We start from the raw sequence: 23,655 nt of genomic DNA, 5'->3' as shown, positions 1-23,655 counted from the left end.
TACCTTTCGTTTTTAAAACCGCTGATTTCTCGTGATTTTCAGATGTGGCCCGATAAGCCTTATACAGGCTTTTCTTCAGGGGCAGCTGCCATGAAAAATCTCACCCTTTTCGCCAATAAAAGACTCTCTCTTGTTGCCCGGGTCATTACTGTTGTGCTGATACTGACAACCACTGCGATCACCGGCGCTGTCAGTCTTCAACATGTCTACCAAGGTGAAGTGGATCGTTATTTTGAGCAGGGGCAAGACTCAGAGCTGATGCTGATCATTCAATCGGGGTACCACACACTCAAAACCACAGGCGTGGGAAAAGACAATTTCAGACCCTTATTAGGCAGTGAACTGGGAGAATATCAGAATCACACCTTTGTTGGCTGGCACGCAGATTTCAGACAAATGACCCGGGAAGGTGGATTTCCTTTCTTCATGCTCTACGAAGTCAGTTATCAGAAAGGGCGGACTCAGGAGTATTTTTCCTACCAGGGCCTACTGAATCCTCAACTGGTAGCCAGAGAAATCCATATTAATTAACAAGGTGAAAGGCTCCATTCTGCCAGAAACGTGGGGCCATGGATTCAAAGGGAATTGAAACTGGGTAGGTTCCCTGAATAAACTCAACGTAGAAAATGCTAAAGAAGGTAATAGACAACAAGATAAGCATTGAAGCCAACAGCTTTGAAACACTCAGTTCGTAATCCTTAACTTCAGCAATGACCTTCACTCTGTCCTTATCGTGAGCATACAGACAATAGCCCACTACCAGCAACATCATCATCTGACTCACAGGCGTGATAAATACACCACTGATCTGGGCATGAAGCACCGCACTCAGAATAGCCCAAAAGGCCGATATCTGGATATAGGTTTGCTGCCCCGACAATGATCCTCTCTCTAACCTTTTTTTCAGCCGCATCAGGTAAGAAACGCCACCCCAAAGCATGACGATAACAAAGCACAATGTAGCCAGCGTCCCCCACTCAGAAAGCCATTGCAAAACAATATTATGGGGCGATCCCAGTCCATTGTCTGATGAAAGAATAAAATGCTGAGGCCCCACCCCAAACAGGGGATTATCTAATGCCAGTTGCCAGGCAGTGATCCAAAGCTCAACACGATCATAGGTTTTCAATGCCGCTGAGAGTGGTCTGAATCCCTTGACTCCATGCCCCAATAAATAAGGAATGAACCAAATAAAAACCGTATAAGCGATCAACCCAAGCATCAATGCTTTTGTATGAACTCGAATAATGGGTGTTATTACTTTCTGGAAACAAAAGTAAATAGCTATTCCACTCATAACCAAAGACAGAAGGATGCCTCGGCTCTGTGATAAAAAAATGAAAAAATACATAATCATCAAGGGAATCCAGCTTAGCCTCTGAACCAGTGACCCCTTGCTTTTCGACAAAAGGGGCAGTAAAGCCAAAAGTGGAATCAGCCAGTTCTGCGCATGATTCAAAATCCTGGGGTTAGTAAATCCATAAATCGTGTGCATCCAGGACTCAGGCGGATATTGTAAATAAACAGCATAGTGAAACAGGTAGCCAAAACCGTAAAGCCCTAAAGCCATGCCAATAACACTGATAATGCCTGCCAGCTTTCTCTCATCAATACTTTTGGCCAGGAGTAAAGTGCTCATCATCAGTAAACCATAGAGCCCAACCTCCTGAATGCCTTTTAACGGATACTCACTCATTAATGCCGAGCATGATCCAAACCCTAAGCCAAGGAAGATCAAGACTCTGGCCAGAACGGGCAAATAAGCAAAGCCATTCAGGGACTGATAGCAAACCATAAACAACCCAGAGGCAACAGAAAGAAAAACAACTTGAACAACTCGCCTGAAGTTGTAGCTGGACAGTCCGAAATCCCAGATTAGAAGAGCCGACCACATTGCCAGTAGTGTCAGCGTCATTAAAAGAAACACTGCGCTTTTATGGTGAGACTGATGAATGAACGTGAGCATGAGCACTGAATTTATGTGGACATAATCATCGTATATCGGCTATGAGCCGGACAAGAAAAGAACAAAAAGGACACCCAAAAAGAACAAAAAGGACACCCATATATTTGACCAATAGCAAAAGAGAGGAAAGGAAAAAAGAGAACAAAAAGGACACCCATATATTTGACAGAAAGAACAAAAAGGATATCCATATATTTGACCAATCGACTGGTTAAGCTATTTTTCTCATGTTTACGATTTTTACCCACCATAGCAATAGGAGATCTCATGACTCAAGCCCGCAGCAACCTGATTGATTCAGGTTCGACACCCTATTACCACTGTGTGTCTCGGTGCGTCCGCAGGGCTTACTTGTGTGGTGAGGATCATCTGACCGGGAATAGTTTTGAGCATCGCAGGCAGTGGGTGGTCGACCGTCTGCGTACATTGACCTCTGTCTTTGCTATCGAAGTCTGTGCTTATGCTGTGATGTCTAATCACTTTCACCTGGTACTACACATCAACATCAATGAGTCTGATAAGTGGAATCGAGATGAAATACTGCGGCGATGGACTACCCTTTTCACAGGTCCATTATTGATCCAACGCCATTTGAGCAATGCAAAGCTCAGCTGCTCGGAGCTCAGCCGTATCGATGAATATGTGGCTGAGTATCGTAGCCGTTTGAAAAGTATCAGCTGGTTTATGCGTTGCTTGAACGAACATCTTGCCCGTGAAGCCAACAGGGAAGATGGTTGTAAGGGCCGATTCTGGGAAGGACGTTTTAAAAGTCAGGCGTTACTGGATGAAGCCGCTTTACTGACCTGTATGGCTTATGTTGACCTTAACCCTATCAGGGCAAAACTTGCCTCAACACCAGAGCAATCCGACTATACCTCTATCCAAAAACGCATTGAAAAAACTACCGAAGCAACAGATAGCAGGCAGCCGTTCATGTTGAAGCCTTTTCAGAACCAGGAGCAAGACCCGAATAAAACATTGCCATACATTCTTAATGATTATCTGGAGCTGGTAGACTGGAGTGGAAGAGCGGTCAGAAAAGATAAGAAAGGTTCTATAGCGGAAAGCTCACCTCCTATCTTGGCAAGACTAGAAATAGATGGTGACGAATGGCTAAAAACCATGAGCAGAAACAATCGATTTTATCGTGCAGTCGGACGACTGAAGGCCATGAAGGCATATGCGATCAGTACAGGTCAACGTTGGCTTCAGGGGTTATATTGTTGTGGCCAGTTATTTCAGACTGGTTGATTCATCTTTTGCCTTATACGCCACATTCTTACCGAATAGATTTGGTGAGATGGGATTCTGCATATTTTATAAACCTAATAAGTTGTATTTCCTTGTTTTATCGAGTTTAGGGTCATCCCAAGTTTGATCCGATCAGGTATTTTTTATGCGTGACGGGCTATGTATTGGCTTCTGGTCAAGAAATTTTATGGGTGTCTTATTTTTCTAATTTCCTTCTTTTTCTATGGGTGTCCTATTTTCTTTCCTTCTATTTTCCTTCCTTATGTGGGTGTCCTAATTTCTCGTCCTAATGGGTTTCCTATTTTCCTTCTTCTCTAATGGATGTCTTATTTTTTTTGGGTGTCCTATTTTCCTTATCCTATTTTCCTTATTTTCCTTTTATCTAATTTTCCTTCTATTTCTCTCTAGTTTCCGTTCTTTGAACAAAAATACTAACGAGAGCAAGTACACCAGACCCCACCATCAACAGCGTCGAAACCGCATTGAGCACAGGTGTTGAACCTTCCCTCATACGATCAAACAATGTAATCGTTAAAGGGGAATCACTGCCTGCAAGAATTAAAGTGGTATTAAAATTCTCGAAAGACATCAGAAAGGCCACAACCGCTGAGCCCATCACTGCTGGCTTTAACCAGGGCAGTGTAATAGTTATAAATACCTCAAGACGGCTTGCACCAAGGTTTAAAGCAGCTTCTTCCATTTCACTATCCAGCTTTCTTAGTCGTGCCGAAATGACTAGTGTTGCCATAGTACTGATAAAGGCGAATTGCCCAAGCACAACAAGTGGCAGACCAGGCCTTAAAAACTCCAGATCAAGCCCATAACTGTCTTCTATCGTATTGGCGATGCCGCTGCTGAAAGAAAGAATGGAAATCCCGAGAATGACACCTGGAACCACCAGTGGTAGCAACATCAAGCTGTAGAGAAACTGTTTTCCCCGGAAATCATAACGCTCAAACAACAGTGCATTGGTAATAGCTAAAGTAACTGACAGAATAGCAACAAACAGTGCGATCATTAAGCTGGTGATAATACTCTCCTTTATCACACCGTCATGAAATAAACCAAGTCGCTCTTTGTTACTAGCAAAATACCAGTCCAGAGAAAACCCTTCCCAGGGCAGGGAAGGAAATACACTGTCGTTCATTGAGAATACGGCAACCGTGACAAGCGGAGCCAAAAGAAACAAAAAGAACAAACATACATAAACCGTGTAAGTTTTCTGAAATGCTCTGCTTTGGGGAATACTTTGTATCATGATCTATTTCTCAGGTTTCACTGGCTAATGCCTGTTTGAACGATTGTTTGCTGAGCTTCAGGCCAAGCCAGACAATCAGCGACGACAGGCAAAGCAATAAAACCCCAAAGGCTGCTCCCTGTTCCCAGTTAAAGCGAGTAATAAACTGGGTAAAAATCTGCTCGGTAAACCAGAGACTGTCTTTACCACCCAAAAGTGTCGGTGTCAGATAATTGCCAAGGGTCAGCATAAAGACGACGATGCACCCGGATACGATACCTGGTACAGCATATGGGATAATGACTGTGCGAAGCACAGTGAAGTGGCTACCGCCCAGATCATAAGCTGCTTCTACAAGGCTATCATCCATTCCTTCCAGAGTGCTGACCAAAGGCACCACCATAAAGAGCGTGGAAGCATATACGAGGCCGGTCATAACAGTGATGTCGTTGTACAGCATCTCTACCGGCGCATCCGCCAGCCCAACCCATTGCAGTAAGCCACTGACAACACCGCTCTCCCGCAGCAAAATCATCCAGCCGTAGGTTCGCACTAGCTCACTGACCCAGAATGGAATCAGACAGGCAAGAAACATCAGGTTCTTGTTTTTACCCTGAGCAATTTTAGCGATATACCAAGAAACCGGGAAAGAGATCAGTAATGTCAGGCCAGTAGCAAGAATGGACATCACAGCAGTTCGCAAAAATGTATTCCAATAGAGCGGCTCTGTAAAAAACTCCTGATAATGAAGCAGGCTGAAATCATAAACACCGTAACTGACTCGCTCCCTCAAAGAAATGACCAGCATATCCAGCTGTGGTAACAGAATCAACAATACCAGCGTCAGCAAGAGAGGCATTAACAGTAGATAAAAAGAGAGTTTTCTGCCGGTCATGGTCACGGCCCCCTCTTTTTGTTTGATAGTTTTTTATTTGACAAAAAAATATTGTTCTGTCGTATATCCCAGGACAGTGAAACAGCGTCTCCAGCCACCAGATCATGAAACTCTCGAGTCTGCGGCAACGAAACACTCAACTGCTGGGATGAATCAATATCTTTCACCAATATCTGGCTATTACCGCCATCAAAAAGAATATTTTCTACCCGACCATTAATATGGTTTTCAGAAGTTACATTCTGATCTCTTCGGATACGGATAGCTTCCGGACGTATAAACAAATCAACAGAGTCTCCGGAGTTCAGTTCTACTTTTGGAAACGCAGTTTTAAATTGCTGGCCCGCGTTAGATCGAATTATTGCTGTTTCACCAGCAATAGACTCAACGATTCCATCCACCCGATTATTATTACCAACAAAACCAGCGACAAATGACGTTTCTGGCTCATAGTAAAGCGACTGAGGAGAGCCCACCTGTTCTAAACGGCCATGATTCATGACGGCTACCTGGTCTGACATAACCATCGCTTCAGATTGATCATGGGTTATATAAATAAAGGTTGTACCAAACGCCTTTTGTAGTTTTTTTAATTCAACCTTCATTTGTTCCCGAAGCTTCAGGTCAAGAGCGCCAAGAGGCTCGTCCAGTAAGAGAACATCCGGTTCTAGCACAAGGCATCGTGCAATAGCCACCCGCTGTTTCTGACCACCAGAAAGTTGATTGACTGATTTTTTTTCAATACCCGGCAAGCCAATACGTTCCAGAACATCGGCAACTTTTTTATCCCTCTGCAGCTTTGGTACCTTATCGCGCTTAAGCCCGTAAGCAATGTTTTCCCCAATATTCATCATGGGAAAAAGAGCCAGGTGCTGAAATACCATATTTACCGGGCGCTTATTAGGTGGGGTACCAGCCATATTCTTCCCTTTTATCAGAATTTCTCCCTGATCTGGTTCAGAAAAACCGGCAAGCATTCTCAGCAGCGTGGTTTTGCCACAGCCAGAGGGGCCAAGTATGGAGAAAAAGGAGCCAGCAGTAATTTCAAGAGAAATGTCTTCTACTGCCTGAAAACTGCCAAAGTGTTTGAAAACATTGCGGCATTCGAGATCTAAAGTCATCGGGTTGTACATCCTGGAAAACCACCAGCCTCTGTCATATAAATCTCACATTAAAAAAACAGGGCTGACGGATACAGCTATAAGTGACTATTGTGCGGCTTTGATACGATCCAGAGTTTTCCCTTCGATGATTTCAAGACCTGCAGGCACTGGCGGATACCACTTGATATTATCGAGACTGCTCTGGTTATAGCTGATCTTGTAGCTGTTGCTGAGCTGATCGTTAACAAACTCTTCAGCACCGGCGGATGCAGTAAAATTACCCGCAGCTTCGGTAATTTTGGCAGCAATTTCGGGCTGCATTACAAAGTTGATCCATTTATAAGCAGCTTCGTCATTCTTGCCTTTAGCGGGAAGGGCGAAAGTATCAATCCAGCCGAGTGCTCCAGACTCTGGTGGTACGAAGTTGATGCTAGTCGTTTCCTTATGCAGCTTCCAACCGCCGGCATCCCAACCCATAGCCAATGTGACTTCGCCACTGCGCAGCAGGTTAAGCAAAGCATCACCGCCTTCCCAGTAAGCTTTAACATTGGCTTTACAGTTGATGAGCTTCTGCTCAACTTTGCTGAGAATTTCAGTGTACTTCTTCTGATCGTCGTAAGCTGCGAATGGGTCTTCACCCATAGCAAAAGCGAAACCAATAAGGGTTGGACGCTTCAGTCGATAGGAGACTTTGCCCTTATAATCATCAGAGCAGAGGTCATTAAAGCTGTAGCTGCTTTTGCTACCTGCAGTATCGACAATCAGACCGCTGGTACCCCAGATATGAGGAACACCATACACATCACCGTTAATCGTGGTGTTGGCTTTGGTAGCAGACAACATGGAAGGAATAAACTGACCGGCATCGAGTTTACTGAGATCAATAGGCTTATAAATTCGATATTCTTTTTGAGCACCGGTAATACGATCCTGACTTGGCTGAACCAGATCATAGCCTGCGCCGCGAGTAGCGCGGAGCTTGGAAATCATATCTTCGTTATTGGATTTGGTAACCTTAACGGCAATACCGGTTTCCTGTTCAAACTGATCAATGACTTCCTGGGGTGCGTAGCCTCCCCAGGTCAAAAGCCTTAGTTCTTCCGCCTGTGCATCGACAGAGAACATGACAGCAGTGGATATGGTCAGCACCAGCAGACCTTTTATCGGTTTCGACATGGAGCGCCCCTAAGAGGTTTGTTGTTGTTCGTTATTGTTATGCAATCTTGTTACAGAAATATTTCACCAATTGACAAGAAGGTCAATAAAGATATTTTCCTGCTATTTAATTATTCCAACTTAGAAAACAGTTTACCTCGGATAAAAGAGGGCACGCCATCAGGCGCGTTAAAACAGACGACGCAAACTCTTTATTGAAATAAGTGAGGAGCACCGGGCTGCAAAGGCTGTTTTCTAGTTAATCTTTAACACAGCGCAGCAAAATCATCAAGACATTTTGTGAGCATCCAAATTCCCTCAGTTTCTCTTTATATTTTCCCCCTATAGACTTCAAGAGTAATCTTATCTTCTTTTTTAACTCCCAAATATCTCCTTGAAGATGAGAACATTCTAAAATATGGTCGGTCATCCGAATTTTTTAAAGCTGAAAACAATGTAGGTACAAACTTCTGGCCAAATATAGATTTAGAACAGGCTTTATTATTTGATGTTTTTATAACTCTACCGAATGACGATTTTATTTTTTCAAATTCCTTGTAGATTCTTTTCATTTTTTTAGCGGATGAAGGGGAAGATTTTTTTTCGCACTGAAATAAACTCAAATCACAATCTTCTTTAAATTCTTTTGCTTGATTGTTTATCATTGAAGAGTCACCAGTAATCCATTGTTCAAGAGTGAATGCTCCAGAAACTGACTGTAGTAAGTGAAATTTTTCAGCTCCCCTAACAATAACAAAATCATGAATACTTTCCTCTTCGCTATCATCCGAAACTTTAAGCTTATGAAAAAACACGTAATCATGCTCTGGGTCATTATTGAGGTAGTTCTTATATCCATCCTGATCATCAGGTAAAAAAATAGTAGATTCTGAATAGCTTTTCAGATCGAAGTTTTTTTGAAGAACTAAAGACGTTACGCTGCTTATCGTTTCTTCTTCCAGTTCACCTAAACTCAATTCTAATGCTAATGAAAACGTGTCGCTTTTTTTTGCAAGAACCCTGTCAGGCATATATTTTTTGTCGACACCCAGTTCTCTTAAAACATCGGATAACAGTCTACTATCTCCCTCACTATAAAGTGAAACAGGCCTTGAAAAAGCACAGGCAGTCTCATCTGAAGTACTTTGAAAAAACGGTGACTTTTCCTGTAGTTCGATTGATTGCCCTGCATAGGGTGCTGAGGGCAAATTGAGACAATGCGGAGAACTTTCATTACATAGAGTAACTTCTTTACCCATAATGAAACCAGTGGGTAATTTCCCTCTTCGGGCGCGCTTGGGTGGTGGTGAGTCTGAAAAAACTGTGTCGGAATTTTTATTTATGCCATCCATGTCGGTTATCTCCCTGATAAGTATTTTTCCTCGATTAGCAAGAGCTTACAAAATTACTCCTAATAACTTAGAGGCGTTTTTAGCACAAAAGTTCATAGCAAGCTGTTAAGTGCAACTAACAAAGTTTCTGTCTTTCAATAAGGGCAGGACGGTTTTACACATTGACACCTTGTTTCCAGACTCCACAGACTGACGTAGAACTCTGGCCCCCTTGCTTTTAAACCCTCTGGGTCCCAACGTGGGAGTCCATACGTTATCTCAAGTTACGAAGCTCGGCTTTCGAGGGGGGTGATGTGTTTCTAAACAGGTTGCAAGTACAAGTCGGAAATTTTTTGGATGCCCTGATTTCTTTGGGAACAAGTAAAAAATTTTATGGGTCTCTCTCACACTAATCTATCCTTCTTATCTGTAAACCAGAAGGCAAGGGTAGAATTATTAAACACTCACTCTTTGCAACACTGCTGTTACTGTCGTTGTCTGTCATCTGTCAAGCGAAACCGCTAACAAGGCGTTTTATTATCGAACTTGAACAGAATGTAGATTTTCCAAACCAGAACTTTTCTATAAAGATTGACCAAGGCACATTGTCGGGCAGCCTGCCAGACATTGCCGACATAAATGGCTGCGCAGAAGCGGATTTACCGCCTGATAACAAACGACACAAACCTGGCAGTTACAGGGTAAAAAGGACCCTCGTTGAGTCGATTTCCTGGCAATGGCTTTACACCACAAACCTGCTGGTTATCTACGAACTGTTCCTGACCAGCAGAGATATCTCTCTACGTTTAAAGCCTTATTTATGGATACCTGTAGAAGCATTTATAACCGTCGGCTTGCTTTTAAAAAGCAATTGGAACCCGGATTCATTGCTGTTTAACCCGATTGAACAACATGAAACGAGTCAAAGTCACCTGCTTGCGATAACCGCTACGATGCCTGGCTCTGAACACGAACAACAAGGCCGACCATCAGAATCATCCGGCCAGCAGGGCCTACGTACCGACAGCTACCCTAAAGACTATTTCATCAATCTACTGTATTCTGACTCTGGCGAGAATAACGGATTCCCTCAACAACACTCGCACACTTTGGGTCTAAATTGTTTCATTTTTCCCTGCAGTGACGTTTGTCAATTCCGACAATCTTCCGATGCGTCCTACAACGCAGCCCCAGATTCTAGAGAAAGTTCAACAGACCACAAAGAAGCAAGACCCGGACAAATATCATGCCCCCATCGGGCTGATACAACCGGCCCTTCCAGACAAGCAACCTGCAACGTGATAGTGTTCGGGAAGGATGGCCAGCTGCGACAATGCGGAAAGGTCTACAAGAATAAACGAGCACTAAATTCTCATAAAAGCAGATTTCATAGCGGCCAAAAGACCTGTGATTTGATGGTGATTACAGAGGATAAACAGTCGCAGCCATGCGGAAAGGTCTTCCAGAATGCCAGAGGCCTGGAAAATCACAAAAGCATTGTCCACAGCGGGCAAAAAACCTGTGCTGTAACCATAATCGGGAAAGGTGGCCAGCCGCAGCCATGTGGAAAAATCTGCAGCAATGCTCGATCTTTGACGGTGCATAAAAGTCGATACCACACTGGTCAGAAAACCTGTTCCATAACCTATATCGGGGAGGACGGAAATCAGCGGCCATGCGGGAAGGTCTGCAAGAATGCTATAGCCCTGACGGAACACAAAAGCAAATGCCACAGCGGGCAAAAAACCTGTAACGTATCGGTGGCTGGAGAGAACGGCCAGCCAGTGCCGTGCGGGATGGTCTGCCAGAATGCTATAGCCCTGTCGAATCACAAAGGCAGCTACCACAGCAGGCAACAAACCTGTATGAAAAACGTGATCGGGGATGATGGCCAGCTGCGGCAGTGCGGGACAATCTGCAGAAATGTTCCAACTCTGTCGTATCACATAAGAAGAGAGCACTGCGGGCTACAAACCTGTAAAGTAAACATGGTTGGGGAAGATGGTCAGAAACGGCATTGCGGGAAAGTCTGCAAGAACCCTGATGCCTTGTCGAATCACAAAAGAAGAGATCACAGCGGGCAAAAAATCTGTGATAAAACCATAATCGAAGATAATGGCCAGCCGCGACCATGCGCGAAGGTCTGCAATAATGCTAAAGCCCTGTCGGATCACAAAACCAAATACCACGCCGGGCAACAAATCTGTGACGTAGCCGTGATCGGACATGACGGCCAACCGCAGCCGTGCAGGAAGGTCTTCAAAAATTCAAAAAAACTCTTGAATCACAAAAGAATACATCGAAAACGCAAGCCTTTTGATGTGGATCGGGACACTTATCCTATTCCATGAACTGGCACCCGCCCTTGCATAAGGAAAACTCAGAAACACGCTTATTTCTTCAACTCGTTCCCAGGCTCTGAGGCTGTGGCAAAACCTTTAAGTCAGAAATTTTGTGGGTGTCTTGTTTCTTGCCCCCGGATTCATATCCCAATTTACTTATCTACCCATGGGTTATATAGCTTTGCCTGGCTCATACGCATATCGTTTGTATTTCGAGTAACTACAGTACAGTCATGGACTAAGCCAGTGACAGCTACAAGCCCATCAATAACAGGCATGGGAGCACCCTTCTTTTCAGATTCAGAGTGAATTCGCCCCCAAGCCATTGCCACCCCTGAATCTACAGGTAATATTCTATGCTTGAAGCGCTCCATAAGATCAAACTCAAGCCAGGTCCGCAATTTATCCTGCCTTATCGGATCGTGGCACTTTCCTATCCCTTTTTCTATTTCTCCCAAAGTCAAAACACTCAAATAAAGCTTGTTTTCCTCGCAACCATCCATCCATTCAATTACATGCTGATCAGGACTTTTTTTGAATGCTTCTGACAACACACAGGTATCCAGTAAATACTTCACAGATCTATATCCCTCGGGGTTTCTTTACTTCTGTCAAACGCTTCAACATTAGAATCCGAAAAAGGAGATGTTTTGAGAAAGTCACTCAGACTATTCTCTGGTGCACACATCTTTTGATAGTCTTCAAATGAGAGAACAACAGCCGCTTTATGCCCGTGTCGGGTCACAAATTGTGGACCGAACTGACGAGCCCGGTCCACAATATGACTAAACTTGCTTTTCGCCTCTTGTAACTGCCATTGATTTTCCACTTTAACCTCCTGAATCATCACAAACTCTCAATAAAAACTAGTCTGACTAGTCATTTATGTCAACCTCGGCATCTACGCCATCAACTCTATAGACAGGCTGGAGCTGCAATTGCCGAGAATATCTAACTTTATGCAGAGTACGTCGGAGGAAGTTAAGAAGAAACGGATTCATTCAAGCACAATGATTCAAAGACACCCATATTAACAATGATTCAAGGACACCCATATAGGAATCAAAGACACCCATATAAATGTGGATGTTCCCGAATTCCTTCCAACCCTTCCCCTCTGTCGCTTTTCTTGATGTCGGATTCAAGGATAATCGAGAAGGATAATCGTAATCGAGGACACCCATATTTAAACGCGGATGCCCCTATAAACGCGGATGCCCCTATAAACGCGGATGCCCCTATAAACGTGGGTGCCCCTATAAACGTGGGTGCCCCTATAAACGTGGGTGCCCCTATAAACGTGGGTGCCCCTATAAACGTGGGTGCCCCTATAAATGTGGGTGTCTCTATAAATGCTTAGAGATAAATGTGGGTGTCTTGGATTACTTTTATTATCGTCCATCTCTGATATCAATGCTATCATTTACGAATTGAATACATCTGGATGACTCTCATGGCTAACCTGATAGTGCGCAATATTGATGAGGAAATAGTTGATGCCCTCAAAGCTCGGGCAGGAAAACACGGGAGAAGTGCAGAAGCTGAGCATCGAAGAATTCTGGAAGCAGCTCTCCTTCGTCCCAAGAAAAAAAGCTTCACTGAAGCACTGAAAAACATTCCAGATGTCGGCTCAGATACGGACTTCGAACGTATCAACGATAACGGTGATCGTGATGTATTTAATTGATACCAATGTCATCAGTGAATTAAGAAAAAGAAACAGCGCAAATCAGGGCGTTCAGCTTTTTTTCAACACAGCACAAAAAAAATCATTAAAGCTCTACCTTAGTGTTGTCTCCATAGGTGAGCTCCGTAGAGGCGTTGAAAAAATCCGTCATCGAAATGACTCTATTCAGGCAAAGCAGTTAGAGCTATGGCTAAATCATCTGGTAGATGATTATCGAGATCATATTCTTGACTTTGGTAGCACCGAAGCACAGATTTGGGGAAAACTCAGAGTACCCCGCCATGAAAACGCAATTGACAAACAAATTGCAGCAACAGCCCTTGTTTATGGCCTGACAGTAGTCACAAGAAACACCCCGGATTTTGTGGATACAGGGGTTAATTTGCTCAATCCATTTCTGGATTGAACAAAGAGATTATGTCGATGAGGCATAGCAGTCATTGCCAGAAATATTGTGGGTTACCTATTCTCCCTTGAGGAAATTTCGTGGGCGTCGCATTTCTTGCCTTTCTTCGATTCAAAGACACCCGTATATAAATATGGGTGTCTTTGATTAATTTGGTTAGAGATAAATATGGGTGTCCCAGATTATCTGTGGATGTCTCATTTATTGGTTTCTTGTCAGACATCCCGCAAAGCCCCTGACAAATACTTATGAATAATACTGGACACCAGTGTCTGGTATGGAATCCCTTCCCGCTGGGCCCGTGACTTAATCGCCATCAGGTCATGTTGGGAAATGCGGATATTAATACGCTTATCCTTTTTAAACGTCTCACTGGCCATGGCTTCCAGCGTCGTCTTGCGCTCGGGGGTCATCACAGACTCATACTCACCCTGTTCAAGGGCATTGAGCAACGTTTGCTCCTCGTTATCCAATGTCGTTTTTTTCATGATCGATCTCCCAAATAGTCACGGGTAAATTTGCGGCTGGGAATCAGTGTTTTCAAAAAGATCTCCTGCTCACTTTCCACGTAGGGCAGCAGCCAGACGTAACCCTGTACATTCACCACAAAGATCCGCTGATGCGGATAGGCTTGCGGATTAGGATGGACGATGTCATCCAGCAGGCCACCATTCTCTATGTGGAAAATGACTTCCTCGAAAGACTGATCCCGTTCGCGGATCAGCTGCTGATTCTTCTGAGGGTTCCAGTTAAAGCGTTTCATCAGAGAAGTATAGCGAATGTGTGCCTTTTGTCATCAAATAAAGCAGGCAATAGTGATTCAATAGTTCGACTTTCTGGGGGATTCAAGGGGGATTCAAGGGGGATTCAAGGAGGATTCAAGAGGAGGATTCAAGGACACCCATATATAAATGTGGGTGTCTTAAATTACTCGCTGTATATAAATGTGGATGCCCCCGGATTCATGGGAGAAATTTATGGGTGTCCTAGATTACTCCTTCTTTTAAGAAACCCACAAATAAATGTGGGTGTCCTCCCGCTGTGTCAGGATAGTTGTCCCGCTCACTGATTAACCAATAAAAGCTAGACAGTGGGCGATGGACGTTGAATATGCCTCGTTTTTCAGAGGAACGTAAATCAGCTGTTTTGAAAAAACTGTTACCACCACACAATCGCTCTGTGCCGGATGTTGCCAGAGAGGAAGGTATCAGCGAACAAACCCTGTATAATTGGCGTAAAAAACTACGGGACAAAGGATTACCTGTGCCAGGGAACGAACAAAAATCAGAACAATGGTCCGCTGAAAGCAAGTTTGCCGTGGTCGTTGAAACCGCTGCTTTGTCAGAAACAGAGTTAAGTGAATACTGCCGTAAAAAAGGGCTTTATCCTCAACAAGTCAAGGAGTGGAAGCACGCTTGTATTTCAGGTGCTGTTCAGGCTTCTCAGCGTGCAGACCAGGAAAGCAAGCAATTAAAACAAGAGCGTAAGCGCAATCAGAGCCTTGAAAAAGAGCTTCGCCGTAAAGACAAGGCGTTGGCAGAAGCTGCAGCCCTGCTGGTGCTATCAAAAAAGCTCGATGCCTTCTACGGGATAGACAGCGAGGACAACTGACACCTGTCGATAAGCGCCGCCAACTGCTGACATGGTTTGATGAGGCTATAGCAAACGGCGCTTCTCGCTGGAAGGCTGCTGAACAATTGGAAATATCCCTGAAAACACTGAATCGCTGGCGCGATGACAATGGTGCAGTGTTAACGGACAAACGCCCGGATGCCTTGCGCCCGGTACCCTCTAACAAACTGACTGAGGAAGAGGAGCAACGTATTCTGACTATCAGTAATGAAGATGAGTATGCGAGCCTGCCACCATCGCAGATCGTGCCAGCCCTTGCAGACAAGGGAGTATACGTTGCTTCTGAATCTAGCTTTTACCGTGTTTTGAAAAAGCATGGTCAGTTGCACCACCGCGGTCGTTCAAGAAAGCGATCGAAAAGCAACAAGCCGACAACCTATGTTGCCACTGGCCCTAACCAGGTCTGGTGTTGGGACATCAGTTACATACCTTCCAGGGTACGCGGCCAGTTCTGGTACCTCTACCTGATACTGGACGTTTACAGTCGTAAGATTGTTGGTTGGGAGATTCATAGCCATGAGTCTGGTGAGTTAGCCAGTGAACTGATTAACCGGACAATGGTGGCTGAAAAATGCACTAAAACACCGCTTGTACTGCACTCAGACAATGGGGCTCCAATGACGTCGAGTACCTTTAAGGCCAAGCTTGAGGAATTGGGCATTATTCCCTCTCATAGTCGCCCAAGGGTGAGTAATGATAACGCATTTGCAGAATCGATCTTTAAAACGGTGAAGTACTGTCCTCAGTGGCCATCTCAAGGTTTTCTGACGTTAGAACAAAGTCGACAGTGGATGCTGAAGTTTGAGCGCTTTTATAACAATGAACACCGCCATAGCTCAATCCGCTTTGTGACACCTGCGCAACGCCATGAGAAAAGAGATCAGGAAATCCTGAATCACCGGAAACAGGTGTACACCAAAGCGCGAGAAGCTAATCCAACGCGCTGGTCAGGAGTTATTAGAAACTGGGAGCCTGTAGGTGCGGTTGCACTGAATCCTGAGCGGTTGTCTGAAGCAAGAATTAACGAGAAAAAGGCAGCCTAAAATTCAGTTTTCGGGACAACTATCTTGAAAAACTCCGTCCTAGATTACTCGTCCTAGATTACTCGGGAGATAAATATGGGTGTCTTAGAATATCTCTTCTTAGAGATAAATGTGGGTGTCCCAGTTTATTGCTCGGTTCTAGAAACCCACAAATAAATGTGGGTGTCCCAGTTTATTCTTTCTGGAGATAAATATGGGTGTCCTAGATTATTCTAACGGGAGATAAATATGGGTGTCCCAGATTATCCCCTCGATAAATGCTTGAGAAACCCACAAATAAATGTGGGTGTCCTAGATTATTCTTCTTAGAGATAAATGTGGGTGTCCCAGTTTATTGCTCCAGAGAAACCCACATATAAATGTGGGTGTCCCAGATTACTTATTTTTTCCTATCCAGAGAAACCCACAAATAAATGTGGGTGTCCCAGATTATTTCGGGGATTCAAGGGGATTCAAGGGGATTCAAGGGGATTCAAGGGGATTCAAGGGGATTCAAGGACACCCATATATAAATATGGGTGTCTTAAATTACTCGCGGATTCAAGGACACCCATATATAAATGTGGGTGTCTTAAATTACTCGCTGTATATAAATGTGGATGCCCCCGGATTCATGGGAGAAATTTATGGGTGTCCTAGATTACTCCTTATTGCTTCAAATAAATGTGGGTGTCCTAGATTACTTGGGTGTCCCAGATTATTTCCCAGTTTATTTGTATAAATATGGGTGTCCTAGATTATTTTTTTTATTGTGAGAAACCCACAAATAAATGTGGGTGCCCTAGATTACTCGATGGGTGTCCTAGATTACTCGTTATGAAATGCACCATTCCTCCAGAATCTTGGTGCATTTGGTTGAAACTCAAGCGTTGTTGGATAGTTTCCAGCAAAATACTCCCAATAAAGGATGGCAAAATAGGCCGAGGAAAATAATAGCAACAATATAATGACAAACCATTTAGAAACAGTCTCTCTAGATATTAGATCTTTGGAGTGCACACCCATACAAAATCCCAATACCAGAATCATAAGCATCTGACTCATTGGTGAAATAAATACACCACTAACCTGAGAATGAATACCTGCACTCAACAGAGCTGTAAAGGCAGAGATCTGTAGCAGTTGTTGATGACTCGACAACAAACCTGTATCAACCCTATAAATCAAACCTCGTAAATAACTCATACCACCCCAAATAATCAGAATAATTAAACAAATAGCAGCAGGAACACCCCACTCAGAGGCCCACTGAAGAATAATATTATGCGGCGAACCTGGACTACCTACCAAGGTGATAAAGTGTTGCGGACCTATACCGAAAAATGGGTTATCTTGAATAGAGTCAAGGGCTATTTTCCATAATTCAACTCGCCCCGAAGAAGTAGAATTAGCCACAACAAATCGTTCAAAATCAAAATTTGAAGTAATTCCAAATACAGATGGAACTATCTGGACAAGTAAAATATAAAGAAACAATCCGAAACCAAAAGATTTAAGATGAGTAAATGCTAAAACTTTTGAGAATTTAGGAAATAAATAACAAGTGAACGCAATGGATAAAATTATTGCAATTGATACTCCACGTCCTTCCGACATTATTAAAAAGAAGTACATAAATATGATTGGCAACCAACTTAATCTGCCTAGAAGCTTATATTTCCTATTGGAAATAAGCGGTAGTAGAGCCAAAAAAGGAATTAACCAGTTTTGGGCGTGATTCATCTCTCTCGGATTAGAAAAGTTGTGAATTGTATTAGACCATGCTTCTGGTGGAAATTTGAGATAAATGACATAGTCAAAAAGATAGGTAAAAAAGTAAACGACCACACTCCCACCGATTAGGGAGATCGAAAAAATCAACTCATTTTCCCTAATCTCTTCACTTCTTAGATATAAGCACGATAAAAAAATCAAACAATAGAGCCCAATTTCTTGAATACTTTTTAAAAAATACAAGGAATTAAATGAAGATATGGTGCAAAGTACAAGCAGAATACCTACCAACAACAAAGAAAGACTTGAAAACTGATCTAGAAAAAAACAAAACCCTTTCTCAAAAAACAATTTGAACACAAAAAAAATTATAAAAAGAAAAAAAACAAACTGATACAAACGTTTTCTGTTGTAATCTGGAGAGATAAAATCAAAAAAAACAAAATCAAGAAAAGAAAAACAAACAATAACTGAAGTCATTAACAATGCAATTAAAACACTTTTATCAGAAAGGAATTTAATCACAAAACACCTATAAAAAAGGAAGCCCCATAAAACGGAGCTTCTTTTATAACTTACTCGAACTCAGATTGACGAGTTGTACTTACACGAATTCGGAGCATAATCTGCGGCAGCACTCGTTCCACATGACCATGCGCCAGTGGCAGTGCGAGACCAAACAATTTTCTTTCCTGCAATCTGCCCATTCATTCCATTCGCCGACGTCTCAAGTGTAACTTCAATGGCACCTGCTGTACTGTTCGCGTTGACACCCGAAACCGCTACACTTGCAATGGATGCTGCATTAGCAACATTAATAATATTACCAATAGCTGTATTATCTTGAGGAAACTCTCCATTCTGAGCAATAAAATCTTCTAAAGCAGTTTTATAACCACCTATAAAAGATATGGGTTCTGCAAGTTGTGCACGAGCGACATAATTCTGATACTGCGGAATAGCCACAGCCGCCAAAATCCCAATAATCGCCACAACGATCATCAATTCAATCAGCGTAAAACCACTTTGTTGTTTTTTCATTATTCTTAGCCCCCTGAGGACATACATTTTTATTATTCATTTTAAGCCACCACAGGCCGCAAGCACCCGCCAAAAACGACACATGGCCGCCCTGGTTTGCTCAGTCTACCCACTGCACCCGACAGTGACGCTTCCATAAATACTCTTTCATCCAGTCCATTGTCTGATGGGCAGAATACGATGAAAAAATAACCACTCATGGCTGTAATGTCTTCCTGACTGCTCGCTGAGAGCTTTTTGATGCAAAACTTTCTGTCCTGAGACCCTGTGCGAAAGTGGTACATCAACCTTATCCAACTGCAGAGACCGCACACAGATAAGGGAACATCCTTAGAGCATTACGATATATTCCAGAAAGAAAAAAGCAACCTTTTTCTGGTGTATTTGTGTTGTTTTGGCCAACTTTTTCAGCTTGACAAAAAACACGGTTTCTGACGTTTAGTTGCCTGACAAAAGACAGCCCCTGAGCCACACAGGATTCTGGCAAAAAGAAGGGTTTCAACTATAGTTCCTCCCACTATCAGTTTAAGGCCAACAAGGAGCCCAGCTGTGCAAAATGCCCTGTTTAAAGAACTCAAAAGAATGGGTATGAACGAAGATATAGCCTTGGAGTTCGTCAGTAGCGAGCTCCCTCAAAACCTCGCCACCAAAGAAGATATTCTGGTGCTTCAGGAAAGCATCCTGCAAGTCAAACTTGATACAGAACGTAGTATTGCCTCATTACGAGAAGAGATGCACATCGGTGATAATAAACTTCAGGCTGAATTCGTAAGTCTACGGGAAGTAATGCATACCGATCAGAATAGACTTCAGGCTAATTTTGTAAACCTGCGAGAAGAAACTCATCAATCCATCCACGAGCTGCGCATGGACAATAAGGACATCCGGGCCGAAATGAAAGAAATGAGAGCTGAGATTCGCAGTGAACTGGCCGTACTGAGCCGACAGTTCTGGATTACTTTTGGAGGTCTGATTACTACTATTGTTAGTGTCTTTCTGATCAACTATTACTTTCACATGCCATAGTGCACTGAGCCAATAAGATGTCAAAAAATACCTGTATTAACCTTGGAGAACACTTCGACAATTTTATCTCAAGGCAAGTCGATAGTGGTCGTTATGCCTCAGCCAGCGAAGTCATCAGGACTGCGTTGCGGCTGCTTGAAAACCAGAACAAAAAGTTGGAAACCCTACGGCAGCTCTTGATAGAAGGCGAAGAAAGTGGACATGCAGACTACCAACCAAGACTGGGGGATGACGCAGAGCGTTTTGCTGAAGATGTCAGAATGGCTCGTTCTAACGACTCATTACCAGATTCATCATGGGACTGATCGAAGTCGCTTAAATGCTGATTGTCGATCATTCCCCCCCAAATCCTATTAAAAGGGAGGCTATTGTAGAAAGTCTACTGGCCAGAAATCAGCACTCATAGCTTGGTCGTAAGTCCAGGGACAAGTCGAAGGAAACGTCTCAATAGTCAACCCTGTCTCTTTGGTCGCCTCAATCAGTGCATACCGGTAGGCTCTTTCCATGGCTGCCGGGATTCTGGGTTTAAGGCTGGGGTTATCGTTAATGTGATCCGAGAGTTCTGCCCTTTGGCCTATAATCGTATACCGCCAGCTATTCGATTGCAGACCCGGTTGATATTGCCACTTCAGCAAATGCATCAAGAGAATCTTCAAACGACTGACTAGCTCTCGATGCAGGTTTTTCCCCATAGCTTCTATTTCCAGTGCAATATTCTTGATATCGGCTTCATCCAAATTCCCGGACCTGAGCAAATCAAGCTGTTGATTGACCCATCCGTAAAAGTCAGAGTCGTAAAGTGGCTCGCCCATCAGATATCCCTCCTGCCAAAGTAGCTATTATAGTCATTCATTCTGAATTCAGTGCGTCTTAACCTCAAACCACCTCCAACCCCGAAGCCTTAAAATGAGCAAACACCTTCATGCCAATTTTCAGCGCCAAGCGATCCACCGACTTTCGTGTCACCAGGGCCATTAATGTCTGCTCACCCAGACTTAATGTAATTAACTGGTGCCAGTCGTCTCTTGTTTGTATTGAATCAATCACCACCGGCAAACGATTCAAAACACTGGTGTCGCAAAAATCTTCCAGAACAATACTTACTTCATGGGCAGGAACAATCATTCGCACTCTGGCCCCTAACGCCAAACCTGACTCGTGAACATGCAGCGTATGGCCTTCCGCATTCAGAACGGTAAGCCCATAGTCTTTATCATGATCAACCACTTCTGCTTCCAGCATGGATAACAGCGGCTCATGCTGATCATCTACGGCTAATGCGCTGTTTAACAGAGTCTGACTCTGATCTTTGCCGGTCACAGTGCCCCGGTGCAGTAATAACACCTTGTCTGTCAGGCGAGCCACCTCTTCTCTTGAATGACTGACCATGATGATGGGGATATTAAAATCCCGGTGAATACTTCTTAAGCAGGGCAATATCGTTGCCTTGGAATCCCAATCCAGAGAGGCCAGAGGCTCATCCATTAACAGCACCTGTGGCGCATTCAACAAAGTACGGGCAATGGCTACACGCTGTTTTTCTCCGCCGGATAATGTTTCAACGCCGCGACTTAACAAGTGACCAATGCCTGATTGCTCGACGACTGCTGCAAAGGTTAATCCCTGTCGATCAGTGTTTGAGCGCTTCATGGAAAACTGCAGGTTGCCCAGAACGCTCAAGTGTGGAAATAAACGGGCTTCCTGAAAGATGAAACCTATCCCACGTTGTTCCGGGGGTACAAAAATACCCTCTTCGCTGTCCATCCAGACCTGTTCATTAAACTGAATCCGACCCTGCGCCTGTTTTTCCAGACCGGCAATGGCTCTGAGCAGAGAGGTTTTGCCACAGCCCGAAGCACCCATGATGCCCCAGACTGCATTGAGCTTCAGGGAGGTATTGATGGAAAGATCAAATCGATCCCGTGGCAGTTGAATATCCAGTTTCAACATCAATGATTACTCACTCCAGACACCTGTCGCTTGTCAATGCTATAGAGGGCTACCAGCATCACAAGAGCAAAGGTTAACAAACCCGCTGCCATAGCGTGAGCCTGATCCAGCTGTTGGGTTTCCACCGCATCGTATAAGGCAATGGACAATACCTGGGTCTCGCCGGGAATATTGCCGCCAATCATCAGCACCACACCAAACTCGCCCACAGTATGAGCAAACCCCATACAGGCAGCCAGCAAGAGTGCTCTGAGGGAATTAGGCAGAACCACATTCATAAACCGGTCAAGCCGACTGGCACCCAGCATTGAGGCGGCTTCAAGCAGACCATAATCCAGCTGCTCAAACGCTCTTTGCAGAGGTTGTACGACAAATGGCAACGAATACAGTACAGAAGCAACCACCAGCCCTGAAAAACTGAATGCGAGGGTAGAACCGGTTAGATCAACCCACCACTGGCCCAGAATATTGTCTGGCGAGAAGGCGATTAACAGATAAAAACCGAGTACCGTCGGCGGAAGCACCAGTGGCAAACCCACAAAAGCTTCTATCAATGGCCGAAAACGACTTTTCATATTGGCCAGTTTCCAGGCCAGAGGGACACCCACCAGCATTAATAGCAGCGTCGTCGTCAGAGCCAGTTTAATGGTCAGCCAGATGGCTGTGGTCAGCATTATTTCGCCCTATCCTTGATGGCTGGAAAATAGCCATGCTCAGCAATATATTTCTGGGACGAGACAGACAACACAAACGCCGAAAACGCCTGAGCTATCTTTTTATGCTCTGTCCTTTTCAGTATCACCATATCCTGACGAACGGGATCATAAAGCCTGTCCGGCACATAGGTGATTTGCTTCAGCTCTTCACCCGTCAGCTGAGATAAGGCAACCAGTCCCATATCAACATTACCACTGGCAACAAACTGCCAGGTCTGCTGAATGTTAGCGCCCAGAACCAGCCGCCCCTGATAACTCTGCCATAACCCCAATTTTTCAAGAGATTGTTTTGCCGCCAGTCCGTAGGGAGCGGTTGCGGGGTTGGCAATAGCGAGTCTTCCCTGCCAGTCTTTGAGCTGCTCAATGGCAAAGGGGCTTTTATGCTCTGTTCGATGCCACAGAACCAGACGTCCATAGGCGTATGTTCTGCGGCTGTCTGGCAGCACCCTGCCATTGCTTTCCAGCTTCAGGGGTCGGGCTTGATCGGCTGAGAAAAAAAGATCAAAAGGAGCACCGTGCATAATCTGGTGATAGAGCACGCCGGTCGACGCTGAAGAGATACTGACCCCGTGGTCGGTCTGACGCATAAACTGTTCAGCCAGATGTTCCAGCACAGGTTTAAAATTGGCCGATACCGCTACTCGAAGATTGGCGGCGGTTGCGCCTATGCTCAACAACAATGTCAGCATACCCAGCCAATACTTCACAAGGATTCCTGTCCCCAGCGTTTGGCTGCCTGTTCATCGGACTCTCTGGCATCGACCCAGCGATCACCTTCTGGCGTGGTTTCCTTTTTCCAGAAGGGAGCACGGGTTTTCAGGTAGTCCATAACAAACTCACAGATCTCAAAGGCTGCTTTGCGGTGGGCACTGGCCACACCGACAAAAACAATTCTGTCGCCCGGCTGAAGCTGTCCGACCCGGTGAATTACTTTAATGGCTTGCAGTGGCCAACGTTCTGCGGCTTCATCAATAATTTCCTGGAGCGTCTTCTCGGTCATACCCGGATAATGTTCCAGGTACAGCCCTCCCACATCATCCCCGAGGTTTTCATCCCGCACCAGTCCGGTGAAAGTCACCAGCGCCCCGGTACCGGTGTTGCCACTGAGCTGATCCTGTTCATAGCCCGGATCAAAGTCGTCTTTCTGTATCGAGATCATGA

Annotated in this window: 26 protein-coding genes; 8 read left to right on the top strand and 18 right to left on the bottom strand. The window is 44.3% G+C overall.

Going from position 1 to position 23,655, the window contains the following annotated elements:
* The first annotated feature begins 90 nt into the window (after positions 1-90).
* Positions 91-531 carry a hypothetical protein gene (locus tag ACO6VG_RS12455; protein ID WP_422132570.1) on the top strand — a complete coding sequence of 147 codons (441 nt, stop codon included), beginning with the start codon at positions 91-93 and terminating at the stop codon, positions 529-531.
* On the opposite strand, the gene ACO6VG_RS12450 is transcribed toward ACO6VG_RS12455, so the two are convergent.
* The gene (locus ACO6VG_RS12450) at positions 524-1,795 is read right to left on the bottom strand and encodes an O-antigen ligase family protein (RefSeq protein WP_422132569.1); all 1,272 of its coding nucleotides are present in this window, start codon (positions 1,793-1,795) and stop codon (positions 524-526) included. The genes ACO6VG_RS12455 and ACO6VG_RS12450 overlap by 8 nt on opposite strands.
* A 438-nt stretch (positions 1,796-2,233) precedes the next feature.
* Here ACO6VG_RS12450 and ACO6VG_RS12445 point away from each other — a divergent pair, with 438 nt between their 5' ends.
* Positions 2,234-3,217: a transposase gene (locus ACO6VG_RS12445; RefSeq protein WP_422474187.1), complete on the top strand. Its 984-nt coding sequence runs from the start codon at positions 2,234-2,236 to the stop codon at positions 3,215-3,217.
* A 394-nt stretch (positions 3,218-3,611) separates the two neighbouring features.
* Here ACO6VG_RS12445 and ACO6VG_RS12440 read toward each other — a convergent pair whose 3' ends face one another.
* From ACO6VG_RS12440 to ACO6VG_RS12420, 5 genes are all read right to left on the bottom strand, one after another.
* A complete protein-coding gene (locus ACO6VG_RS12440) occupies positions 3,612-4,475 on the bottom strand; it encodes an ABC transporter permease (protein ID WP_422132566.1) in 864 nt (287 codons plus the stop codon).
* A gap of 10 nt (positions 4,476-4,485) precedes the next feature.
* The gene (locus ACO6VG_RS12435; RefSeq protein WP_422474185.1) at positions 4,486-5,349 is read right to left on the bottom strand and encodes an ABC transporter permease; all 864 of its coding nucleotides are present in this window, start codon (positions 5,347-5,349) and stop codon (positions 4,486-4,488) included.
* 2 nt (positions 5,350-5,351) lie between these two features.
* Complete coding sequence (locus ACO6VG_RS12430) at positions 5,352-6,470, bottom strand: ABC transporter ATP-binding protein (protein ID WP_422474183.1); 1,119 nt, start codon at positions 6,468-6,470, stop codon at positions 5,352-5,354.
* Positions 6,471-6,557: 87 nt separating this feature from the next.
* On the bottom strand, positions 6,558-7,628 hold the full coding sequence (locus ACO6VG_RS12425) for an extracellular solute-binding protein (RefSeq protein ID WP_422132563.1): 1,071 nt from the start codon (positions 7,626-7,628) through the stop codon (positions 6,558-6,560).
* Between the two features lie 308 nt (positions 7,629-7,936).
* Positions 7,937-8,959, bottom strand: coding sequence for a hypothetical protein (locus tag ACO6VG_RS12420; protein WP_422474182.1), 1,023 nt, complete (start codon positions 8,957-8,959; stop codon positions 7,937-7,939).
* Between the two features lie 473 nt (positions 8,960-9,432).
* Between ACO6VG_RS12420 and ACO6VG_RS12415 the strand changes: the two genes are divergently transcribed.
* Positions 9,433-11,289 (top strand): hypothetical protein, encoded by a 1,857-nt coding sequence (locus tag ACO6VG_RS12415; RefSeq protein ID WP_422474180.1) that lies wholly within the window; start codon positions 9,433-9,435, stop codon positions 11,287-11,289.
* Positions 11,290-11,432: 143 nt separating this feature from the next.
* On the opposite strand, the gene ACO6VG_RS12410 is transcribed toward ACO6VG_RS12415, so the two are convergent.
* Positions 11,433-11,858: a type II toxin-antitoxin system VapC family toxin gene (locus ACO6VG_RS12410; protein WP_422474178.1), complete on the bottom strand. Its 426-nt coding sequence runs from the start codon at positions 11,856-11,858 to the stop codon at positions 11,433-11,435.
* Positions 11,855-12,109, bottom strand: coding sequence for a type II toxin-antitoxin system Phd/YefM family antitoxin (locus tag ACO6VG_RS12405; protein ID WP_422137242.1), 255 nt, complete (start codon positions 12,107-12,109; stop codon positions 11,855-11,857). Before ACO6VG_RS12405 ends, ACO6VG_RS12410 begins: the two co-directional genes overlap by 4 nt.
* Before the next feature lie 624 nt (positions 12,110-12,733).
* Between ACO6VG_RS12405 and ACO6VG_RS12400 the strand changes: the two genes are divergently transcribed.
* Both ACO6VG_RS12400 and ACO6VG_RS12395 read left to right on the top strand, forming a co-directional pair.
* Entirely contained in the window at positions 12,734-12,967 is a 234-nt protein-coding gene (locus ACO6VG_RS12400) for a FitA-like ribbon-helix-helix domain-containing protein (protein ID WP_422132560.1), read from the top strand.
* Positions 12,954-13,373, top strand: coding sequence for a type II toxin-antitoxin system VapC family toxin (locus ACO6VG_RS12395; RefSeq protein WP_422132559.1), 420 nt, complete (start codon positions 12,954-12,956; stop codon positions 13,371-13,373). Before ACO6VG_RS12400 ends, ACO6VG_RS12395 begins: the two co-directional genes overlap by 14 nt.
* Positions 13,374-13,588: 215 nt before the next feature.
* On the opposite strand, the gene ACO6VG_RS12390 is transcribed toward ACO6VG_RS12395, so the two are convergent.
* Both ACO6VG_RS12390 and ACO6VG_RS12385 read right to left on the bottom strand, forming a co-directional pair.
* Entirely contained in the window at positions 13,589-13,861 is a 273-nt protein-coding gene (locus tag ACO6VG_RS12390; RefSeq protein WP_317143018.1) for a CopG family antitoxin, read from the bottom strand.
* Entirely contained in the window at positions 13,858-14,136 is a 279-nt protein-coding gene (locus tag ACO6VG_RS12385; RefSeq protein ID WP_422474175.1) for a hypothetical protein, read from the bottom strand. Before ACO6VG_RS12385 ends, ACO6VG_RS12390 begins: the two co-directional genes overlap by 4 nt.
* A gap of 347 nt (positions 14,137-14,483) precedes the next feature.
* On the opposite strand from ACO6VG_RS12385, the gene ACO6VG_RS12380 reads away from it, so the two are divergent.
* Positions 14,484-16,048 (top strand): IS3 family transposase gene (locus tag ACO6VG_RS12380; protein WP_422474173.1). Its coding sequence is split into 2 segments (ribosomal slippage): positions 14,484-14,937 and positions 14,937-16,048, totalling 1,566 coding nucleotides; the frame shifts between segments, so codons are not numbered across the junction.
* A gap of 807 nt (positions 16,049-16,855) precedes the next feature.
* Here the strand turns inward: ACO6VG_RS12380 and ACO6VG_RS12375 are convergent.
* The 3 genes from ACO6VG_RS12375 to ACO6VG_RS12365 all read right to left on the bottom strand — a co-directional run bounded on the left by ACO6VG_RS12375 (position 16,856) and on the right by ACO6VG_RS12365 (position 19,086).
* Positions 16,856-18,241, bottom strand: a complete 1,386-nt coding sequence (locus ACO6VG_RS12375) for an O-antigen ligase family protein (protein ID WP_422132555.1) — start codon at positions 18,239-18,241, stop codon at positions 16,856-16,858.
* Between the two features lie 105 nt (positions 18,242-18,346).
* Entirely contained in the window at positions 18,347-18,802 is a 456-nt protein-coding gene (locus tag ACO6VG_RS12370) for a pilin (protein WP_422132554.1), read from the bottom strand.
* A gap of 41 nt (positions 18,803-18,843) precedes the next feature.
* The gene (locus ACO6VG_RS12365) at positions 18,844-19,086 is read right to left on the bottom strand and encodes a hypothetical protein (RefSeq protein ID WP_422474171.1); all 243 of its coding nucleotides are present in this window, start codon (positions 19,084-19,086) and stop codon (positions 18,844-18,846) included.
* 265 nt (positions 19,087-19,351) lie between these two features.
* On the opposite strand from ACO6VG_RS12365, the gene ACO6VG_RS12360 reads away from it, so the two are divergent.
* Together ACO6VG_RS12360 and ACO6VG_RS12355 are read left to right on the top strand one after the other, a co-directional pair.
* Entirely contained in the window at positions 19,352-19,828 is a 477-nt protein-coding gene (locus tag ACO6VG_RS12360; RefSeq protein ID WP_422474169.1) for a hypothetical protein, read from the top strand.
* 17 nt (positions 19,829-19,845) lie between these two features.
* Positions 19,846-20,133 carry a type II toxin-antitoxin system ParD family antitoxin gene (locus tag ACO6VG_RS12355; protein WP_422474167.1) on the top strand — a complete coding sequence of 96 codons (288 nt, stop codon included), beginning with the start codon at positions 19,846-19,848 and terminating at the stop codon, positions 20,131-20,133.
* 60 nt (positions 20,134-20,193) lie between these two features.
* Here the strand turns inward: ACO6VG_RS12355 and ACO6VG_RS12350 are convergent, their stop codons facing one another.
* From ACO6VG_RS12350 to moaE, 5 genes are all read right to left on the bottom strand, one after another.
* Positions 20,194-20,640, bottom strand: a complete 447-nt coding sequence (locus tag ACO6VG_RS12350; protein WP_422137235.1) for a DUF29 domain-containing protein — start codon at positions 20,638-20,640, stop codon at positions 20,194-20,196.
* 64 nt (positions 20,641-20,704) lie between these two features.
* Positions 20,705-21,778, bottom strand: a complete 1,074-nt coding sequence (gene modC, locus ACO6VG_RS12345; protein WP_422474165.1) for a molybdenum ABC transporter ATP-binding protein — start codon at positions 21,776-21,778, stop codon at positions 20,705-20,707.
* Positions 21,778-22,452 carry a molybdate ABC transporter permease subunit gene (gene modB / locus ACO6VG_RS12340; protein WP_422132550.1) on the bottom strand — a complete coding sequence of 225 codons (675 nt, stop codon included), beginning with the start codon at positions 22,450-22,452 and terminating at the stop codon, positions 21,778-21,780. Before modB ends, modC begins: the two co-directional genes overlap by 1 nt.
* The gene (gene modA / locus ACO6VG_RS12335) at positions 22,452-23,201 is read right to left on the bottom strand and encodes a molybdate ABC transporter substrate-binding protein (RefSeq protein WP_422474163.1); all 750 of its coding nucleotides are present in this window, start codon (positions 23,199-23,201) and stop codon (positions 22,452-22,454) included. Before modA ends, modB begins: the two co-directional genes overlap by 1 nt.
* Entirely contained in the window at positions 23,198-23,653 is a 456-nt protein-coding gene (gene moaE, locus ACO6VG_RS12330; protein ID WP_422474161.1) for a molybdopterin synthase catalytic subunit MoaE, read from the bottom strand. Before moaE ends, modA begins: the two co-directional genes overlap by 4 nt.
* Positions 23,654-23,655: the final 2 nt, after the last annotated feature.

The sequence above is a fragment of the Endozoicomonas sp. ALB032 genome (assembly GCF_049310125.1).
Taxonomy (GTDB): domain Bacteria; phylum Pseudomonadota; class Gammaproteobacteria; order Pseudomonadales; family Endozoicomonadaceae; genus Endozoicomonas_A.
The sequence above is the reverse complement of the archived record's forward strand: the minus strand, read 5'-3'. Positions and strand labels throughout refer to the sequence as shown.

Coding starts and splice junctions, on each gene's coding strand:
- ACO6VG_RS12430 (WP_422474183.1), bottom strand. CDS start 6,470: ATGACTTTAGATCTCGAATGCCGCAATGTTTTCAAACACTTTGGCAGT.
- ACO6VG_RS12420 (WP_422474182.1), bottom strand. CDS start 8,959: ATGGATGGCATAAATAAAAATTCCGACACAGTTTTTTCAGACTCACCA.
- modB (WP_422132550.1), bottom strand. CDS start 22,452: ATGCTGACCACAGCCATCTGGCTGACCATTAAACTGGCTCTGACGACG.
- ACO6VG_RS12355 (WP_422474167.1), top strand. CDS start 19,846: ATGTCAAAAAATACCTGTATTAACCTTGGAGAACACTTCGACAATTTT.
- ACO6VG_RS12400 (WP_422132560.1), top strand. CDS start 12,734: ATGGCTAACCTGATAGTGCGCAATATTGATGAGGAAATAGTTGATGCC.
- ACO6VG_RS12385 (WP_422474175.1), bottom strand. CDS start 14,136: ATGAAACGCTTTAACTGGAACCCTCAGAAGAATCAGCAGCTGATCCGC.
- ACO6VG_RS12370 (WP_422132554.1), bottom strand. CDS start 18,802: ATGAAAAAACAACAAAGTGGTTTTACGCTGATTGAATTGATGATCGTT.
- ACO6VG_RS12395 (WP_422132559.1), top strand. CDS start 12,954: ATGTATTTAATTGATACCAATGTCATCAGTGAATTAAGAAAAAGAAAC.
- ACO6VG_RS12375 (WP_422132555.1), bottom strand. CDS start 18,241: ATGACTTCAGTTATTGTTTGTTTTTCTTTTCTTGATTTTGTTTTTTTT.
- ACO6VG_RS12455 (WP_422132570.1), top strand. CDS start 91: ATGAAAAATCTCACCCTTTTCGCCAATAAAAGACTCTCTCTTGTTGCC.
- ACO6VG_RS12435 (WP_422474185.1), bottom strand. CDS start 5,349: ATGACCGGCAGAAAACTCTCTTTTTATCTACTGTTAATGCCTCTCTTG.
- ACO6VG_RS12390 (WP_317143018.1), bottom strand. CDS start 13,861: ATGAAAAAAACGACATTGGATAACGAGGAGCAAACGTTGCTCAATGCC.
- ACO6VG_RS12450 (WP_422132569.1), bottom strand. CDS start 1,795: ATGGTTTGCTATCAGTCCCTGAATGGCTTTGCTTATTTGCCCGTTCTG.
- ACO6VG_RS12365 (WP_422474171.1), bottom strand. CDS start 19,086: ATGTACCACTTTCGCACAGGGTCTCAGGACAGAAAGTTTTGCATCAAA.
- moaE (WP_422474161.1), bottom strand. CDS start 23,653: ATGATCTCGATACAGAAAGACGACTTTGATCCGGGCTATGAACAGGAT.
- modC (WP_422474165.1), bottom strand. CDS start 21,778: ATGTTGAAACTGGATATTCAACTGCCACGGGATCGATTTGATCTTTCC.
- ACO6VG_RS12425 (WP_422132563.1), bottom strand. CDS start 7,628: ATGTCGAAACCGATAAAAGGTCTGCTGGTGCTGACCATATCCACTGCT.
- ACO6VG_RS12350 (WP_422137235.1), bottom strand. CDS start 20,640: ATGGGCGAGCCACTTTACGACTCTGACTTTTACGGATGGGTCAATCAA.
- ACO6VG_RS12440 (WP_422132566.1), bottom strand. CDS start 4,475: ATGATACAAAGTATTCCCCAAAGCAGAGCATTTCAGAAAACTTACACG.
- ACO6VG_RS12445 (WP_422474187.1), top strand. CDS start 2,234: ATGACTCAAGCCCGCAGCAACCTGATTGATTCAGGTTCGACACCCTAT.